13 protein-coding genes and 1 tRNA gene are annotated in these 15,143 nt (G+C 70.3%); 9 read left to right on the top strand and 5 right to left on the bottom strand.

Annotated elements, in window-relative coordinates; genetic code table 11:
- Window positions 1–150 precede the first annotated feature (150 nt).
- The 5 genes from GGQ80_RS00765 (at window position 151) to GGQ80_RS00745 (ending at window position 4,442) form a co-directional block, all read left to right on the top strand.
- Window positions 151–2,628 (top strand): helicase-related protein, encoded by a 2,478-nt coding sequence (locus GGQ80_RS00765; RefSeq protein ID WP_183981801.1) that lies wholly within the window; start codon window positions 151–153, stop codon window positions 2,626–2,628.
- The gene (locus GGQ80_RS00760; protein ID WP_183981800.1) at window positions 2,621–2,890 is read left to right on the top strand and encodes an RNA-binding S4 domain-containing protein; all 270 of its coding nucleotides are present in this window, start codon (window positions 2,621–2,623) and stop codon (window positions 2,888–2,890) included. Before GGQ80_RS00765 ends, GGQ80_RS00760 begins: the two co-directional genes overlap by 8 nt.
- Window positions 2,891–3,015: 125 nt before the next feature.
- Window positions 3,016–3,357 (top strand): ferredoxin FdxA, encoded by a 342-nt coding sequence (fdxA, locus tag GGQ80_RS00755; protein ID WP_183981799.1) that lies wholly within the window; start codon window positions 3,016–3,018, stop codon window positions 3,355–3,357.
- A gap of 69 nt (window positions 3,358–3,426) precedes the next feature.
- The gene (locus GGQ80_RS00750; RefSeq protein WP_183981798.1) at window positions 3,427–4,104 is read left to right on the top strand and encodes a glutathione S-transferase family protein; all 678 of its coding nucleotides are present in this window, start codon (window positions 3,427–3,429) and stop codon (window positions 4,102–4,104) included.
- On the top strand, window positions 4,104–4,442 hold the full coding sequence (locus GGQ80_RS00745) for a tRNA-binding protein (RefSeq protein ID WP_183981797.1): 339 nt from the start codon (window positions 4,104–4,106) through the stop codon (window positions 4,440–4,442). The genes GGQ80_RS00750 and GGQ80_RS00745 overlap by 1 nt, the downstream gene beginning before the upstream one ends.
- Window positions 4,443–4,651: 209 nt before the next feature.
- Here the strand turns inward: GGQ80_RS00745 and GGQ80_RS00740 are convergent, their stop codons facing one another.
- Together GGQ80_RS00740 and GGQ80_RS00735 are read right to left on the bottom strand one after the other, a co-directional pair.
- On the bottom strand, window positions 4,652–5,326 hold the full coding sequence (locus GGQ80_RS00740; protein WP_183981796.1) for an RlmE family RNA methyltransferase: 675 nt from the start codon (window positions 5,324–5,326) through the stop codon (window positions 4,652–4,654).
- Window positions 5,323–6,363: a Ppx/GppA phosphatase family protein gene (locus GGQ80_RS00735; RefSeq protein ID WP_183981794.1), complete on the bottom strand. Its 1,041-nt coding sequence runs from the start codon at window positions 6,361–6,363 to the stop codon at window positions 5,323–5,325. Before GGQ80_RS00735 ends, GGQ80_RS00740 begins: the two co-directional genes overlap by 4 nt.
- 161 nt (window positions 6,364–6,524) lie before the next feature.
- Here GGQ80_RS00735 and GGQ80_RS00730 point away from each other — a divergent pair.
- Together GGQ80_RS00730 and GGQ80_RS00725 are read left to right on the top strand one after the other, a co-directional pair.
- Window positions 6,525–6,598 (top strand) — tRNA-Gln (locus GGQ80_RS00730).
- A gap of 76 nt (window positions 6,599–6,674) precedes the next feature.
- On the top strand, window positions 6,675–8,243 hold the full coding sequence (locus GGQ80_RS00725) for a hypothetical protein (protein WP_183981793.1): 1,569 nt from the start codon (window positions 6,675–6,677) through the stop codon (window positions 8,241–8,243).
- Window positions 8,244–8,268: 25 nt separating this feature from the next.
- On the opposite strand, the gene GGQ80_RS18690 is transcribed toward GGQ80_RS00725, so the two are convergent.
- On the bottom strand, window positions 8,269–8,649 hold the full coding sequence (locus tag GGQ80_RS18690; protein ID WP_343050721.1) for a hypothetical protein: 381 nt from the start codon (window positions 8,647–8,649) through the stop codon (window positions 8,269–8,271).
- Between GGQ80_RS18690 and GGQ80_RS18685 the strand changes: the two genes are divergently transcribed.
- Complete coding sequence (locus GGQ80_RS18685) at window positions 8,648–8,929, top strand: hypothetical protein (protein ID WP_343050719.1); 282 nt, start codon at window positions 8,648–8,650, stop codon at window positions 8,927–8,929. The two genes, GGQ80_RS18690 and GGQ80_RS18685, sit on opposite strands and share 2 nt — an antisense overlap.
- A gap of 145 nt (window positions 8,930–9,074) precedes the next feature.
- Here the strand turns inward: GGQ80_RS18685 and GGQ80_RS00715 are convergent, their stop codons facing one another.
- Together GGQ80_RS00715 and GGQ80_RS00710 are read right to left on the bottom strand one after the other, a co-directional pair.
- Window positions 9,075–10,250 carry an acetyl-CoA C-acetyltransferase gene (locus tag GGQ80_RS00715; protein ID WP_183981790.1) on the bottom strand — a complete coding sequence of 392 codons (1,176 nt, stop codon included), beginning with the start codon at window positions 10,248–10,250 and terminating at the stop codon, window positions 9,075–9,077.
- A 111-nt stretch (window positions 10,251–10,361) separates the two neighbouring features.
- Entirely contained in the window at window positions 10,362–11,132 is a 771-nt protein-coding gene (locus GGQ80_RS00710; protein ID WP_183981788.1) for a helix-turn-helix transcriptional regulator, read from the bottom strand.
- Between the two features lie 76 nt (window positions 11,133–11,208).
- On the opposite strand from GGQ80_RS00710, the gene GGQ80_RS00705 reads away from it, so the two are divergent.
- Window positions 11,209–14,766 carry a hydantoinase B/oxoprolinase family protein gene (locus GGQ80_RS00705; RefSeq protein ID WP_183981786.1) on the top strand — a complete coding sequence of 1,186 codons (3,558 nt, stop codon included), beginning with the start codon at window positions 11,209–11,211 and terminating at the stop codon, window positions 14,764–14,766.
- The last annotated feature ends 377 nt before the right edge of the window (window positions 14,767–15,143 follow it).

Below are 15,143 nucleotides of genomic sequence, written 5' to 3'. Positions count from 1 at the left end.
CATACCCCCCGGCGTCAGGTCGCGAGCGTTGTGGGGCGGACAAGCTAAAGTCAAATTAACCGGGGCAGGGGCGGCGACGAGTCGTTGATGTTCCGGGGCGGATCGAAGCCGCGATGCGATCGGTCATTGCGTCCGGCCACGTCTGCCCCGATGTTGCGTTTCATGAACTCCGCGATCACGGCGGTGCTTGGGCCGACCAATACCGGGAAGACGCATCTCGCCGTCGAACGGATGTGCGCGCATTCGAGCGGTATCATGGGCTTCCCGCTGCGGTTGCTCGCCCGCGAGGTCTATGACCGTGTCGTCGCGCAGAAGGGCGCGGACCGCGTCGCGCTCGTCACCGGCGAGGAGCGGATCGTGCCGCCCGACGCCCGCTGGTATCTCTGCACGGCGGAGAGCATGCCCGATCACGACGCCGCCTTCGTCGCGCTCGACGAGGCACAGCTGGGCGCCGATCCCGAGCGCGGCCATGTCTTCACCGACCGGCTCCTCCACCGCCGCGGACGCGAGGAGACGATGATCTTGGGGTCGGAGGCGCTTCGCCCGCTGATCCAGAGCCTGGTGCCCACTGCCGAGATCGTCGGCCGCCCGCGCTTCTCGCGGCTGACCTACGCTGGCGCCAAGAAGATCAGCCGCCTGCCCAAGCGTTCCGCGATCGTCGCGTTCAGCGCCGAGGAGGTCTATGCCGTCGCCGAGATGCTGCGCCGGCTGCGCGGCGGCGCCGCGGTGGTCATGGGCGCGCTATCCCCACGTACCCGCAACGCGCAGGTCGCGATGTTCCAGGCGGGCGAGGTCGATTACCTCGTCGCCACCGATGCGATCGGCATGGGCCTGAACATGGACGTCAGCCACGTTGCCTTCGCCTCGCTGACCAAGTTCGACGGCCGCCGCAGCCGCCGGCTGACCGTCGCCGAGATGGCGCAGATCGCTGGCCGCGCCGGTCGTCACCAGCGCGACGGCACCTTCGGCGGGGTGAGCGAGGAGGGGCCGGGCGCCTTCACCCCCGAAGAGGTGTTCGCAATCGAGGAACATCGCTTCCCACCGCTCCAGCACCTCTACTGGCGCGACGGCAAGCCCGATCTCTCCAGCCTCGACGCGCTGATCGCCAGCCTGGAGGCGCGACCGTCCGAGCCCGGGCTGGTCGCCGCGCCAGAGGCGATCGACCTTGCCGTGCTGAAGCGCCTCGCCGACGAAAGCTGGGTGCGCGAGCGCGCGCGCGGTCGCGGCGTCGCCCGGCTGTGGGCAGCATGCGGCATCCCCGATTTCCAGAAGCTCGGTCTCGATCCGCACGCTCGCTTCGTCGGTCGCGTCTACGCCTATCTGACCGAAGGCAACGGCCTGATCCCGCACCAGTGGTTCGCCGACGGCATCCAGCGGCTGGAGACGGTGGCGGGCGACGTCGAGACGCTCGCCGGGCGCCTCGCCGCGATCCGCACCTGGGCCTATATCGCCCAGCGCGCCGACTGGCTCGCCGATCCGGCGCATTGGGCGGAACGGACGCGCGCGATCGAGGAGCGATTGTCCGACGCGCTCCACGCCAGCCTGACCCAGCGCTTCGTCGACAAGCGGACCAGCGCGCTGATCCGCCAGATCGGCGCCGATTCCAGCGCCTTGCCCGTGACGATCGGCGAACAGGGCGAGGTGCTGGTCGAGGAGCATGTCCTCGGCCGACTCGATGGCTTCCGCTTCACCGTCTCGCCCGACGCGCGGGCGAGCGACAAGCGGCTGCTGTTGTCGGCAGCCGAAAAGCGCCTTGGCGGCGAACGGCACAAGCGCGGCCAGGCGCTGGTCGAGGCGGAGGATGTCGCGATCACGCTCGACGAGGTGGCGGTGATGTGGGGCGGCCATCCCGTTGCCAAACTCGCCGCCGGGCAGACGCTGGCGCGGGCGCGGGTGGTGCTGGCGCGCGATCTCGACTGCCTCGCCCGGCCGCAGCGCGACGCGATCCAGGCGCGGCTCGACCGTTGGCTGGCGGCGCGGCTCGCGAAGGAGGTGCCCGCGCTGCCGGCGCTCGCCGCGCTCGCTCGCGATCCCACCGTTACCCCGGCGCTGCGCGTCGTCGCCGCGGCATTGGAGGCGGGTGGCGGCATGACGCAACGGCTGCCGCTGCGCAGCGCGATCGAGCGGCTGACCGGCGAGGAACGTCATCGCCTTCGCCGGATCGGGGTGACGATCGGCGCGCTCGACCTGTTCGATCCGCGCCTGCTGAAGCCGTCCGCCGCGCGCTGGCGCCATGCGTTGCTGGCGCTGGCGGGGGCGGCGGCGGAACGCTCGCCAGCGGGCGCGACGGTGCTGCCGCGCGGTGCCCATGGCGCGACGCTGGCCGCTGGCTTCCGCCCGCTCGCCGCGCAGGCGGTGCGGGTCGATCTCGTCGAGCGCGTCGCCCGTGCCGCGCACGAGGCGCGGGCGGGCAAGGCGGCGTTCGTCCCCGATGCCGCACTCGCCACGTCGATGGGCATGACCCCCGCCACGATCGAGCGGCTGATGGCCGAACTCGGCTTCCGCCGCGTCGGTGCCGATGGCGGCTGGGTCTGGCAGGGCCGCCGCCCGGCGCGTCGGCCGGCGCCGTCGGCGGTACAGGCGGGCGGCGCCTTCGCCGGGCTTGCCGCGCTGGTCGGCCATGGCTGACGCCATGATGCGGCTCGACCGCTTCCTCTGGTTCTGCCGCCTCACCAAGACCCGCGAGCGCGCGCAGGAGCTCGCCGTCGAGGGGCGCCTGCGCATCGACGGCCGCCCGATCGACCGCGCGCATGCCCCGGTCCGGGTCGGCAACATCCTGACCTTCGCGCAAGGCGCGCGGGTGCGGGTGATCCGCGTCGAGGCGCTGCCGATACGTCGCGGGCCGGCGCCGGAGGCGCAAGGGTGTTACCAGGATCTGGAGACGAGATGATCCTTCCCCTGATGGGGGTGAATGGGATTGGCCTTGCGAACGTCTCGCATGAAACCCCGATCGATTGACGCCGCTGTGCCGGTTGCATAGCAGCAGGCGCCAAGACGCCCCCGGGAGCCACCAGAATGACCTACGTCGTCACCGACGCCTGCATCCGCTGCAAGTATATGGACTGCGTGGAAGTGTGTCCGGTGGACTGTTTCTACGAGGGCGAGAACATGCTCGTCATCAACCCGTCGGAATGCATCGACTGCGGCGTGTGCGAGCCCGAATGCCCGGCCGAAGCGATTCTGCCGGATACCGAAAACGGTCTCGAACAGTGGCTGGAGCTCAACACCACCTTCTCGGCGCAATGGCCCAACGTCACGCGCAAGGCGGACCAGACGCCCGCCGACGCCGACGAGCATAAGGGCGAAGACGGCAAGTACGACAAATACTTCAGCCCCGAACCCGGCGCTGGCGACTGATCGCGATTGCGCGCATGCCGTCGCACGACGGCTTGCGCGGCGCGACGCTGCCGATAACAGGCGGGTATCATGTGGCAGCTCTATCAATTCCCCCTGTGTCCCTTCAGCCGCAAGGTCCGGCTGCTGCTGGGCGAGAAGGGGGTCGGCTATGAGCTGGTGCGCGAGCATCCGTGGGAGCGTCGCGACGAATTCCTCGACATGAACCCCGCCGGCCAGACGCCGGTAGTGGTCGATACCCAGCGCGGCGGCCAGCCACTGATCGATTCGCTGGCGATCTGCGAATATTTCGAGGAAACCGTCGACAAGGCCGCGATGATTAACGGCACCGCCGCCAACCGCGCCGAGGTGCGGCGGCTGGTCGCATGGTTCGACAATCATTTCTATCGCGACGTCACCGGCCTGCTGCTCCACGAACGCGTGGTGAAGCGCGTCGCCCACCGCGCCGCCCCGGATGCGAAGGGGCTGCGCGACGCGATGAAGAACGCGGTCGGCCACCTCGACTACACCGATTACCTGCTCGATCACCGCAACTGGCTGGCGGGCGCGACGATGAGCCTCGCCGATTTCGCCGCCGCGGCGCAGATTTCGGTCGCCGACTATCTGGGCGGCATCGACTGGAAGGGGCATGAGCAGACCGCACGCTGGTATCGTGGGCTCAAGAGCCGGCCCTCCTTCCGCCCGCTGCTGGCGGAGCGGATGGAAATGGTCGGGCCGCCGCCTGCCCACTACGATAACGTAGACTTCTGATGGACCGGATCGCGTTCGACGATTTCATGAAGGTCGACATCCGCGTCGGCACGATCGTCGCGGCCGAGCCGTTCCCGGAAGCGCGCAAGCCGGCGATCAAGCTGGTGATCGACTTCGGCGAGCCCATAGGCCGCAAGCGTTCGTCGGCGCAGATCACGCGCCATTACGCGCCCGAGACGCTGGTCGGTCGCCAGGTCGCCGCCGTCGTCAACTTCCCCCCGCGCCAGATCGGGCCGATGATGTCGGAAGTCCTGACGCTCGGCTTCCCCGACGCCGATGGCGAGGTCGTACTTATCGGCCCGGAGCGTGATGTGCCCAACGGCGGGCGTCTATACTAGCGCGCTGCCGGGGTCAGCCCTGCTTTCATCGTCAGTTCCGCTCCCAGCCCGTCACCGCCGCTTCCACCGTCATCCCCGCGAAGGCGGGGATCCATAATCGCTGGTCGTGGTGAGTCTCATTTGCGTCCGGGAGTATGGATTCCCGCCTTCGCGGGAATGACGAAGGTAGAGGACAGGCGACCCTCCGCCGCCAGGGGGAGGCCGGAGCATCACTCCGCCTCGGCCCGCCCCTTGAACCCTTGCGCCACGACATACCATTCCGAACTGGCCTTGCGGCTCGCCGGCGGCTTGGCGTGTTTCACGGTGGCGAAGTTGCGCTTCATCTCCGCGACCAGTGCGGAATCGGCGCCGCCGGCGAACACCTTGGCCACGAACGCGCCGCCCGGCGCCAGCACGTCGACCGCGAACGCCAGCGCGGTTTCTACCAGCGCCATCGTCCGCAGTGCGTCGGTCTGCGGATGGCCGACCGTGTTCGCCGCCATGTCCGACAGCACCAGGTCGGGCGCGCCGCCCAGCGCCTCGATCAGCCGGCCCGGCGCGGCATCGTCCATGAAGTCCATCTGCAGGATCGCGACGCCGTCGAGCGGATCGACCGGCAACAGGTCGATCCCCGCCACCGCCGCCTTGGGCACCAGCCGCCGTACCACTTGGCTCCAGCCGCCGGGCGCGATGCCGAGGTCGACGACCCGCTTCGATCCCTTCAGGAAGCCAAACCGCTCGTCCAGCTCGGTCAGCTTGTACGCGGCGCGGCTGCGATAGCCTTCAGCCTTGGCGCGCTTCACATAAGGGTCGTTGAGCTGCCGCTCGAGCCAGCGCGTCGACTGTGCGGTGCGCCCGCGCGCGGTCTTAACACGAGTGCGAAGGCCCGATCCGCCCCGGCTCATGGCCGCGGGCTCCCCATCAGGCGGCGCAGGATGCCCTCGCGAATGCCGCGGTCGGCGATACCCAGCCGTTCGGCCGGCCACAGGTCCATGATCGTCTCCAATATCGCGCAGCCCGCCACCACCAGGTCGGCGCGCTCGTTGCCGATGCACGGGAAGGTCGCACGCTCGGCGATGGTCATCGTCGACAGCTCGGCGCTAATTGATCGCATCGCGCTTGCCGGTACGATCAGGCCGTCGACGCGCGAGCGATCGTAATGGCTGAGGCCGAGGTGGACGCTGCCCAGCGTCGTCACCGTCCCGCTCGTGCCGAGCAGCCGCGGCCGGCCGATCTGGCGCGGCAGGCGCGCGGCAAAACCGGCCATGCTCTCGGCGACGGTGGCGCGCATCCGGGCATAGGCGGCCGCCCGGTCGCCCGGCGCGTCGCCGCCGCCCGCGATCTCGGTCAGCGACACGACGCCCCAGGGCGACGAGTGCCAGTCGAGCACCCGCGGTGCGCCCGCCGCGGTGTCGATCAGCACCAGCTCGGTCGAACCACCGCCGATGTCGAAGATCAGCGCGGGGTCGTCGCCCGGCTCGATCAGCGCGTGGCAGCCGAGGACCGCAAGCCGCGCCTCTTCCTCGGCGCTGATGATGTCGAGGTGGATGCCCGTCTCGGCATGCGCGCGGGCGATGAATTCGGGCCCGTTCGTCGCGCGGCGGCACGCCTCGGTCGCGACCGAGCGCGCGAGCGTCACGTTGCGGCGTTGCAGCTTGTCGGCACAGACGCGCAGCGCCGCGAGCGTCCGGTCGATCGCCGCATCGCTCAGCCGCCCCGTCGCCGCCAACCCTTCGCCCAGCCGGACGATGCGCGAGAAGGCGTCGATGACCGCAAAGCCGCTACCCTGCGGCCGGGCGATCAGCAGACGGCAATTGTTGGTGCCAAGGTCGAGCGCGGCATAGGCTCGCGCGTCGGACCAGCGGCCGCGCTGCGGCCGGTGTTGGGCCGGACGGGCAGGATCGTCCTGCCGGTACGGCAATCGGGCGGATCGATCCCCCATGCCGTTGGTACTTTCTTCTGTTCTGCCGCCGCGCCTGCGACCCTGTGAGCCGATGGGCGCCCGGTACTTGACCCCAAGGTAGCGGTTCGCGGGCGATGCGACAAGACGACGTTGTCCCGGTTGACAGCCCCCGATTCGCGCGGCTAACGACGCGCCTCGATTGCCCGATCCTCTAATGGTAAGAGAGCGGACTCTGACTCCGTCAATCAAGGTTCGAGTCCTTGTCGGGCATCCATTTCTCCCCAAATCGCTGACCTGACGGCTGACGCCGCTTCACCTTCCGTGCTATGCCGATACGGGGGAGAGGTTCGATGCGATCACTGTCTTTGTTGCTGCTGCTGAGCGCACCGCTCGCCGCGCAGGATACGCCGCCCACCGTCAAGGCCGAAGCGACGCACGACGGCATGAACCATGCCGACATGACCGCGCCCAAGACGCCGCAGCTGATGCCCGGCTATGGCAGCGGCGGCTTTCCGATCACCACCAGGGTGAAGGGCGCGCAGGCCTATTTCGACAACGGCATGCAACTCGCCCACGCCTTCGCGCACAAGGCGTCGATCGCCGCGATGGCGGAGGCGGTGCGGCTCGATCCTGCTTGCGCCATGTGCCTGTGGGGCCAGGCCTGGGCATCGGGGCCGACGATCAACTACGGCAAGACGCCCGACGAACTGGCACCGCTCGGCGCGCTGGCGGACAAGGCGGCGGGCCTTGCCAAGACCAGCGGCACCGATCGCGAGCGCGCGCTGATCCACGCGCTCCAGCTCCGCTACAAGGACGGCGGCGGGGGCAAGTCGGGCGACCTTGCCTATGCCAAGGCGATGGCGGCGCTGGCGATGCGCTATCCGACTGATGACGAGATCGCGGTGATGACCGCCGACGCATGGCTGATGACCGAGGCGAAGACGCCCGACGACTTCAGGCTCAATGCCGAACTGGCGATGCCGCTGCTGGAGGGCGTGCTGAAGCGTCATCCCGACGATACGCCGGCGATCCACTTCTACATCCACGCGACCGAGATTGCAGGCCAGCCGGCGCTGGCGGAGCGCTACGCCGACAAGCTCGAACGCCTCGCGCCGCGCGCCAGCCACCTCGTCCATATGCCCAGCCACACTTATTACTGGGTCGGCCGCTATCAGGACGCCGCCGACGCCAATGCGCGGGCGGTGCAGATCGGCATCGACAACGCCCGCGCGCTCGGCCTGCCGCCGCCCGATGGCGTCTGGGGGCTGCCCTATCACGTCCACAACGTGACCTACGGCCTCGGCGGGGCGCTCGAGGCGGGGGATGCGAAGACCGCGCTGGCGCTCGGCAAGCCGCTGGTCGAACGCTCGGCGACGCGGACCGCCTCGGGCCCGTTCAGCCAGGTGATCGCGGCGAGCGGCTATTTCGCGATGGCCCGCTTCGCCGATCCGGCGGAGGTGCTCGCGCTGCCCAAGCCGAAGCTTCAGACGCTCGCCAACGCCTGGCACTATGCCCGCGGCGAAGCGCTGGCGAAGCAGGGCAACGCCGCGGCGGTCCGCGCCGAGGCGGCGGCGATCGAGACGCCGACCGGCCCGGTCAACGACGACGACGGTTCGCGCCAGGCGCAGCAGCTGAGCTTTATCGCCCGCGACGTGCTGGCCGGCCGCGCAGCGATGATCGACCGGCGCCCGCAGGAGGCGGCGCTCGCGTTTGGCCAAGCGGCCGATTTGCAGGAGGGCGAGAGCTTCTCGGTGCTGACCGATCCGCCCGGCTGGTACTATCCCGTCCGCCGCGACTATGCCGCCGCGCTGCTGGCCTCGGGGGACCGGGCCGGGGCACGGCGCGAGGCGGAGAAGGCGCTGACGTATCGGACGAAGGATCCCGGGACGCTGGCGCTGATGAAGACGATCGGCAACTGAACGCCTCCCTGCTCGCGGGGAGGACTTACCTGGCGGGCTTCAACGTCGCCGAATCGAGGTGCCACCGCTTCTGCGCCGCGCTGGCCCCGTCGACATCGTTGACCCGGCGGACGACATAGCTGCCGACGAACCGCTGCTGCGTGCCGTCGACCTGCGTCGCCGAGACGGTTACCGGCACCGTCTGGTATGTCGAACCCGCCGCGCCTTCGGCCGGTGGCAGCGAGCCGATCGTCACGCCGGTCGACTGCGTTTTCGCAAAGCCCGCCCGAAAGGCCGCGAGCGTCTGACCCGGCCGGCCATCGTCGCCCCATTGCTGCCACGCGGTCGCATAATCGCGCGCATCGATCGCCGCGTAATAGCGCCGGACGACGTCGGCGGCGGCGACCGCTCCCTTGGGATCGGTCATGCAGCCAGTCATCGGCTCGCCCTGCCCATCGAACGGGGCGCAGCTGCGCGCGATCTCGTCGTCGATCATGGCACAGCTGTTGGCGGCGTTGCACGGCGGATGCGTCGCCGGCGAGACGTTGCGACAGACCTCGACCTTCCGCGCCGCCGCCGCCGCGCCGATCTCGGCGCGGCACGACCGGATGGCGGCGGCGGCAGCCGGCGTCATGACGGCAGTCGCCGTGGGAACGCTGGTCGGCGAGGGTGACGGCGCGACCGCACGCGTCTCGTTCGCCTGCTGAACCGGCCCACACCCGGCGAGCGCCAGCAAGGATAGGACGAACGACCTGAACGACATGGCACGGTGCTCTGGCTGCTTCGGCTGAAGGCCAAACGCAGCGCCGCCTTCGCCGATCCTCCCCCCTTGCGGGGGAGGATCGGCCGCGATCAAAGCCGCTCGACGATCGTCACATTGGCGATGCCGCCGCCCTCGCACATTGTCTGCAGGCCATAGCGCAGCCCGCGCCGCTTGAGCGCATGGACCAACGTCGCCATCAGCTTCGTCCCCGTGCCGCCGAGCGGATGGCCGAGCGCGATCGCGCCGCCGTTGACGTTCAGCTTCGCGGGATCGGCCCCCGTCGCCTTCAGCCACGCCATCGGCACCGACGCGAATGCCTCGTTGACCTCGAACAGATCGATGTCGTCGATGCTCATCCCCGCCCGGCTCAGCGCACGCTGCGTCGCCGGGATCGGCTCCTCCAGCATGATGACGGGATCGCCGGCGGTCACCGTCAGGTTGTGGACGCGCGCCAGCGGGGTCAGCCCGTGCGCCTTCACCGCGGCCTCGGAGGCGACCAGCACGCCGCTCGCGCCGTCGCAGATCTGGCTGGCGGTGGCGGCGCTCAGCGTACCCGTCTCGGTCAGCGGCTTGACCGATCCGATGCTCTCCATCGAGGCATCGGCGCGCACGCCCTCGTCGCGGTCGTGCACGATCGTCTCGCCGTCCGGGCCTGTGACGGTCAACGGCACGATCTCGTCGGCGAACGCGCCGCCTTCCGCCGCCGTCGCCGCCTTGCGATGGCTGTCGAGCGCGAACGCGTCCATCTGCTCGCGCGAGAAGCCGTATTTGTCCGCGATCATCTGCGCGCCGACGAACTGGCTGAAACTCTCGACGCCGTAACGCTGCTGGATGCTCTTCGCGAACGGCCCCTCGCCGATCCCGGCCTTGGCGGCGAGCATCATCGGCGATCCCATCGGCACGCGCGACATGCTCTCGACGCCGCCCGCGATGACCAGGTCCTGCGTGCCCGACATCACCGCCTGCGCCGCGAAGTGAAGCGCCTGTTGCGACGATCCGCACTGGCGGTCGATCGTCACCGCCGGCACGCTGTCGGGCAGCGTCGAGGCGAGGACGACATTGCGTCCTAGCGCGAAGGTCTGCTCGCCGATCTGGCTGACGCAGCCGATGATGACGTCGTCGATCGCGGCGCCGTCGACGCCCGTCTCGGCGACGATCGCATCGATCACCGCCGCACCCAGATCGGCGGGATGAACCCCTGCCAGCCGCCCGTTGCGACGGCCGCCGGCGGTTCGGCGAGCGGAGACGATATAGGCTTCGGGCACGGGCAATCCTCTTTCGTTATGACGTTGGGTCGACGATAGCGCAGCGCGGGCTGCGGGGAAGCTGGCCGATTGGAGGGGCGGATCATCCTCTCCGGCGGGGGAGGATCGGGCTCACCGCAGCGTTCCCAGAAACCCCAGCTGCGCGGCGCGGAACAGCGCCTGGTCGCGGTTGACCGCGTCGAGCTTCGCCGCCGCGTTGCGGGTGTGGAAGCGGATCGTCGTCCGCTTCAGCCCCAGGATGATCGCGATCTCGTCGTTGGTCTTGCCCGCCGCGGCCCAGCGCAGGCATTCGACCTCGCGCTTGCTCAGCGTAATCGCGCCGACCGTCGCGGCGCGCCGCTCGGTCGCCTTGGCATAGCTGGTCAGGAACGTCCGCGCGAGCAGCGCCAGCGCCTCGCCGTGGCGGGCATAGATGTCGCCCAGCTCGTCGACCGCGGGATCGGGCGAGACGAACATCGCCAGCCCAATCTGCCCGAACGGCAGGTGCACCGGGACCGCGATCGCCGCCCTGGTCAGCGCGCGCTTCTCGAACTGCGTCAGGTCGATCGCGGCGAGCAGCTGGTTGGGCGATCGGGTGCGAAACCCCCTGGCGTTGGCCCAGAACACGTCGCCTTCGAACCGGCTGGCCATCGCGATCGGCGAGGTGAAGGCGAGCTGGGGCACCGTCCACCAATTGGCCTCGCGCATCCCGTCGAACACCTCGCCGGCCAGGCTGGCGCCCGCCGCGTCGCGGATCGGCGCGGGACTGGCGATATTGTGGGTGATCGCGATTCCCAGCCCTGCCAGACGGCGGGCAGCGTCGCGCAGGCTTTCGGCGGCACGGCGGATATCGTCGGGCCGCTCGATCCGCACCGCCCTCAGCCATGCATCGTCGATCTGCATTCTTCGGCGATCCTATGAGCCTGCCGATCCCAAGTCCACCTAGCGACGGGCGGCAATCGGTGACACAGCCGGCCGCATGGCAGACTGGCATTTCTGGATCGACCGTGGCGGCACCTTCACCGACGTGGTGGCGCGGCGACCCGACGGCGCGCTCGTCACCGCGAAGCTGTTATCGGAGGACCCCGGTCGCCGGTACGACGCCGCCGAGGCGGCGATCCGCCAGCTGACCGGCGTCGGCGACGCCGCGCTGCCCGATTGCGCGATCCGCATCGGCACCACGATCGCGACCAACGCGCTGCTCGAACGCCAGGGAGAGCCGGTCCTACTCGCCATCACGCGCGGCTTCGGCGACGCGCTGACGATCGGCTATCAGGATCGCCCCGATATCTTCGCACGCGATATCCGCCGTCCCGCGCCGCTGTTTGCCGACGTCGTCGAGATCGACGAGCGCGTCGCCGAGGACGGCCGCGTCCTCCTGCCCCTCGACCGCGCCGCCGCCGCGGCCGCCTTCGCCGCCGCTTATGCCGGGGGCCTGCGCGCCATCGCCATCGTGCTGGTCCACGGCTGGAAGCATCAGGCGCACGAGGCGGCGCTCGCCGACCTCGCCGCCGCCGCCGGTTTTACTCAGATTTCGGTCAGCCACCGCACCGCGCCGCTGATCCGGCTGGTCGCGCGCGGCGACACGACGCTGGCTGATGCCTATCTGTCGCCGGTGCTGCGCTGCTACGTCGAGGGGCTGCGATCCTCGCTTGGGGACGGCCTGCTGTTCATGCAGTCGAGCGGCGGCCTGGTCGCGGGCGAGCATTTCGGCGGCAAGGACGCGCTGCTCTCCGGCCCCGCCGGCGGCATCGTCGGCATGGCGTGCACGGCGGCGGCGGCCGGGTTCGACCGGGTCATCGGCTTCGACATGGGCGGCACCTCAACCGACGTGTCGCTCTATGCCGGCGCCTATGACCGCCGCTCCGACGCGGTGCTGGCGGGGGTGCGCGTCGCGGTGCCGATGATGCGGATCGATACCGTCGCGGCGGGCGGCGGCTCGATCTGCCATTTCGACGGCGGGCGGCTGCTCGTCGGGCCGGCGTCGGCGGGGGCCGATCCGGGGCCGGCCTGCTACCGCCGCGGCGGGCCGTTGACCGTCACCGACTGCAACGTCGTGCTCGGCAAGATCCAGCCCGATCTCTTCCCCGCGCTGTTCGGCCCGGACCGCGACCTGCCGCCCGATGCCGAGGCGTCGCATCGCGCGCTCGCCCGGCTGCTCGACGAGGTGGAGGCCGCCACCGGCGATCGTCTCGCGCCGCAAGCCGCCGCCGAGGGGCTCGTCGCGATCGCCGTCGCCAACATGGCGCGCGCCATCCGCGCGGTTTCGGTGGCACGCGGCGAGGATCCCGCCGCCTATGCACTTGCCTGCTTCGGCGGCGCCGGGGGGCAGCACGCCTGCCTCGTCGCCGACGCGCTCGGCATGCGCCAGGTGCTGATCCATCCGCTCGCCGGCGTGCTGTCGGCGGTGGGTATCGGCCTCGCCGACCGCAGCGTCGTGCGCGAGGCGACCGTCGCGCTGCCGCTCGCCGATCCGGGCCTGGCGGGGGCGCTAGCATCGCTCGAATCCGAGGCCTTGGCCGGCCTCGCCGCGCAGGGCGTGGCGCGGGACGACATCCGCACCAACGCGCTCGCCCAGCTGCGCTATGCCCGCAACGACCAGACGATTCCCGTCGCCTGGGGCACGCCCGACGCCATGGCGGCGGCCTTTGCCGAGGCGCATCGCCAGCGCTTCGGCTTCACCGGCGACGATGCGCTGGTGGTCGAGCAGCTGCGCGTCGAGGCGATCGCCACCGATGCCGCCGCCGGCCTGCCCGCGCCCGAGCTGCCGTCGCAGACCGCCGATCCGATCGCGACCGTCGACATGTACCTTGTCGGCGCGACCCGAGCAGCGCCTGTCCATCGTCGCGAGGCGTTGGCCGAGAACGCCACCCTCAGCGGCCCGGCGCTCGTCATCGACCCCGTCTCGACCGTCGTAGTCGAGCCCGGCTGGCACGCCCGCGTCCTCGCCGACGGCACGCTGCTGCTCGAACGTGGCGAGGCACTGGACAATGCCGTGACCGACGAGGCGGCGGACCCGGTCCGGCTCGAGATCTTCGCCGGTCTGTTCATGGGTATCGCCGAGGAAATGGGCGCCGCGCTCCAGCGTAGCGCCGCCTCGGTCAACATCCGCGAGCGGCTCGATTTCTCCTGCGCGATCTTCGACGCCGACGGCGCGCTCGTCGCCAATGCGCCGCACATCCCCGTCCACTTGGGCTCGATGGGGGAGAGCATCCGCACCGTCATCGCCGCGCGTGCCGGCACGATGCGCGACGGCGAAGTGTATGCGCTCAACGATCCCTATCGCGGCGGCACCCACCTGCCCGACATCACCGTCATCATGCCGGTGTTCGCCGGTAGCGAGACGCCGGCCTATTACGTCGCCGCGCGCGGCCACCACGCCGATGTCGGCGGCACCACGCCGGGATCGATGCCCCCCGACAGCCGCACGCTGGCCGACGAGGGTGTGGTGTTCGACGACGTGCTGATCGTCGAGGACGGCGCGATGCGCGAGGCCGCGATCCGCGGGCTGCTGGCGAGCGGTCCGTACCCGGCGCGCAACATCGACCAGAACATCGCCGACCTCGCCGCCCAGGTCGCCGCCTGCGCGCGCGGGGCCGATGGCCTTCGCCAGCTCGCCGCGCAACAGGGCGCCCCGGTCGTCACCCGCTACATGGCGCATGTCCAGGCGCATGCAGAGGCGATGGCGCGGCGGATGATCGCCGGCCTCGACGACGGCCACTTCCGCTACGCGCTCGACGACGGCGCCGCGGTCGAGGTGCGCGTCACCGTCGATCGCGAGGCGGGCACCGCGGTCATCGACTTCACCGGCACCAGCGACCAGCGCCCGACCAACTTCAACGCACCGCTTGCGGTGACCCGTGCCGCCGTCCTGTACGTCCTGCGCCTGCTGGTCGACGAGGCGGTGCCGCTCAACGAGGGCTTCCTGCGCCCCGTCACGATCGTCGTACCCGAAGGCTCGATGCTCAACCCGCGCTTCCCCGCCGCCGTGGTGGCGGGCAATGTCGAGGTCAGCCAGGTCGTGACCGACGCGCTGCTCGGCGCGCTCGGCGCGATGGCGGCGAGTCAGGGGACGATGAACAACCTGACTTTCGGCGACGACAGCTATCAATATTACGAGACGATCGCGGGCGGTGCCGGTGCCGGGCCGGGTCATGCCGGCGCCGATGCGATCCAGACCCACATGACCAACAGCCGCCTGACCGATCCCGAGGTGCTGGAGACGCGTTATCCCGTTCTGGTCGAGCAATTCGCGATCCGTCGCGGTTCGGGCGGGACGGGGAAGTGGCGCGGCGGCGACGGCACGACCCGCCGCCTGCGCTTCCTGGCACCGCTGCGCGCCGGCATCCTCAGCAACCGCCGGGTGGTGCCGCCGTTCGGATTGGCCGGGGGCGGCGAGGGCAAGGCTGGCGCGAACCGGGTGGAGCGTGGCGACGGGCGGATCGAACCGCTCGCCTCGACCGCGCGGATGGAGATGGCGGCGGGCGACGTGCTGGTGATCGAAACCCCCGGCGGCGGCGGTTTCGGGGCCGTCTGATCCTCCCCCGCCAGGGGGAGGTGGCGCGCCGAAGGCGTGACGGAGGGGGAGGAGGCACGGCGCTCTCGATGGTTCGTCGCCGACCGCCCCCTCCGTCTTGCTGCGCAAGCCACCTCCCCCTGGCGGGGGAGGATTGAGGCAGACCTCAGTTCCATATCCCACCCCGGCGGAGGCCGGGGGCCAGTGGCGGGACACATGTTGGCGAGGGCTGCACCCCGTTACATCGACAACCGCAACTGGGCCCCGGCCTTCGCCGGGGTGGGAAGGCGGCAAAGCACTGTCTTACGAGTCCTAATTGTGAATAGGATGCCGCCATGCATCCCACCGCCAACGACATACCCCCATCGGTGTCTCAACCTTCTCAACAGTCGCGGCGC

Origin of the sequence: Sphingomonas jinjuensis, assembly GCF_014197105.1 — a bacterium.
Lineage (GTDB): Bacteria > Pseudomonadota > Alphaproteobacteria > Sphingomonadales > Sphingomonadaceae > Sphingomonas > Sphingomonas jinjuensis.
The sequence above is the reverse complement of the archived record's forward strand: the minus strand, read 5'-3'. Positions and strand labels throughout refer to the sequence as shown.

What these genes read in the sequence shown, in the direction of transcription:
- GGQ80_RS00740 (WP_183981796.1), bottom strand. Translation starts at nt 5,326, where the DNA reads ATGAGCCGGGGCGGATCGGGCCTTCGCACTCGTGTTAAGACCGCGCGC.
- GGQ80_RS00745 (WP_183981797.1), top strand. Translation starts at nt 4,104, where the DNA reads ATGGACCGGATCGCGTTCGACGATTTCATGAAGGTCGACATCCGCGTC.
- GGQ80_RS18690 (WP_343050721.1), bottom strand. Translation starts at nt 8,649, where the DNA reads ATGACCGATCCCAAGGGAGCGGTCGCCGCCGCCGACGTCGTCCGGCGC.
- GGQ80_RS00760 (WP_183981800.1), top strand. Translation starts at nt 2,621, where the DNA reads ATGGCTGACGCCATGATGCGGCTCGACCGCTTCCTCTGGTTCTGCCGC.
- GGQ80_RS00735 (WP_183981794.1), bottom strand. Translation starts at nt 6,363, where the DNA reads ATGGGGGATCGATCCGCCCGATTGCCGTACCGGCAGGACGATCCTGCC.
- GGQ80_RS00750 (WP_183981798.1), top strand. Translation starts at nt 3,427, where the DNA reads ATGTGGCAGCTCTATCAATTCCCCCTGTGTCCCTTCAGCCGCAAGGTC.
- GGQ80_RS00765 (WP_183981801.1), top strand. Translation starts at nt 151, where the DNA reads ATGTTGCGTTTCATGAACTCCGCGATCACGGCGGTGCTTGGGCCGACC.
- GGQ80_RS00705 (WP_183981786.1), top strand. Translation starts at nt 11,209, where the DNA reads ATGGCAGACTGGCATTTCTGGATCGACCGTGGCGGCACCTTCACCGAC.
- GGQ80_RS00725 (WP_183981793.1), top strand. Translation starts at nt 6,675, where the DNA reads ATGCGATCACTGTCTTTGTTGCTGCTGCTGAGCGCACCGCTCGCCGCG.
- GGQ80_RS18685 (WP_343050719.1), top strand. Translation starts at nt 8,648, where the DNA reads ATGCAGCCAGTCATCGGCTCGCCCTGCCCATCGAACGGGGCGCAGCTG.
- GGQ80_RS00710 (WP_183981788.1), bottom strand. Translation starts at nt 11,132, where the DNA reads ATGCAGATCGACGATGCATGGCTGAGGGCGGTGCGGATCGAGCGGCCC.
- fdxA (WP_183981799.1), top strand. Translation starts at nt 3,016, where the DNA reads ATGACCTACGTCGTCACCGACGCCTGCATCCGCTGCAAGTATATGGAC.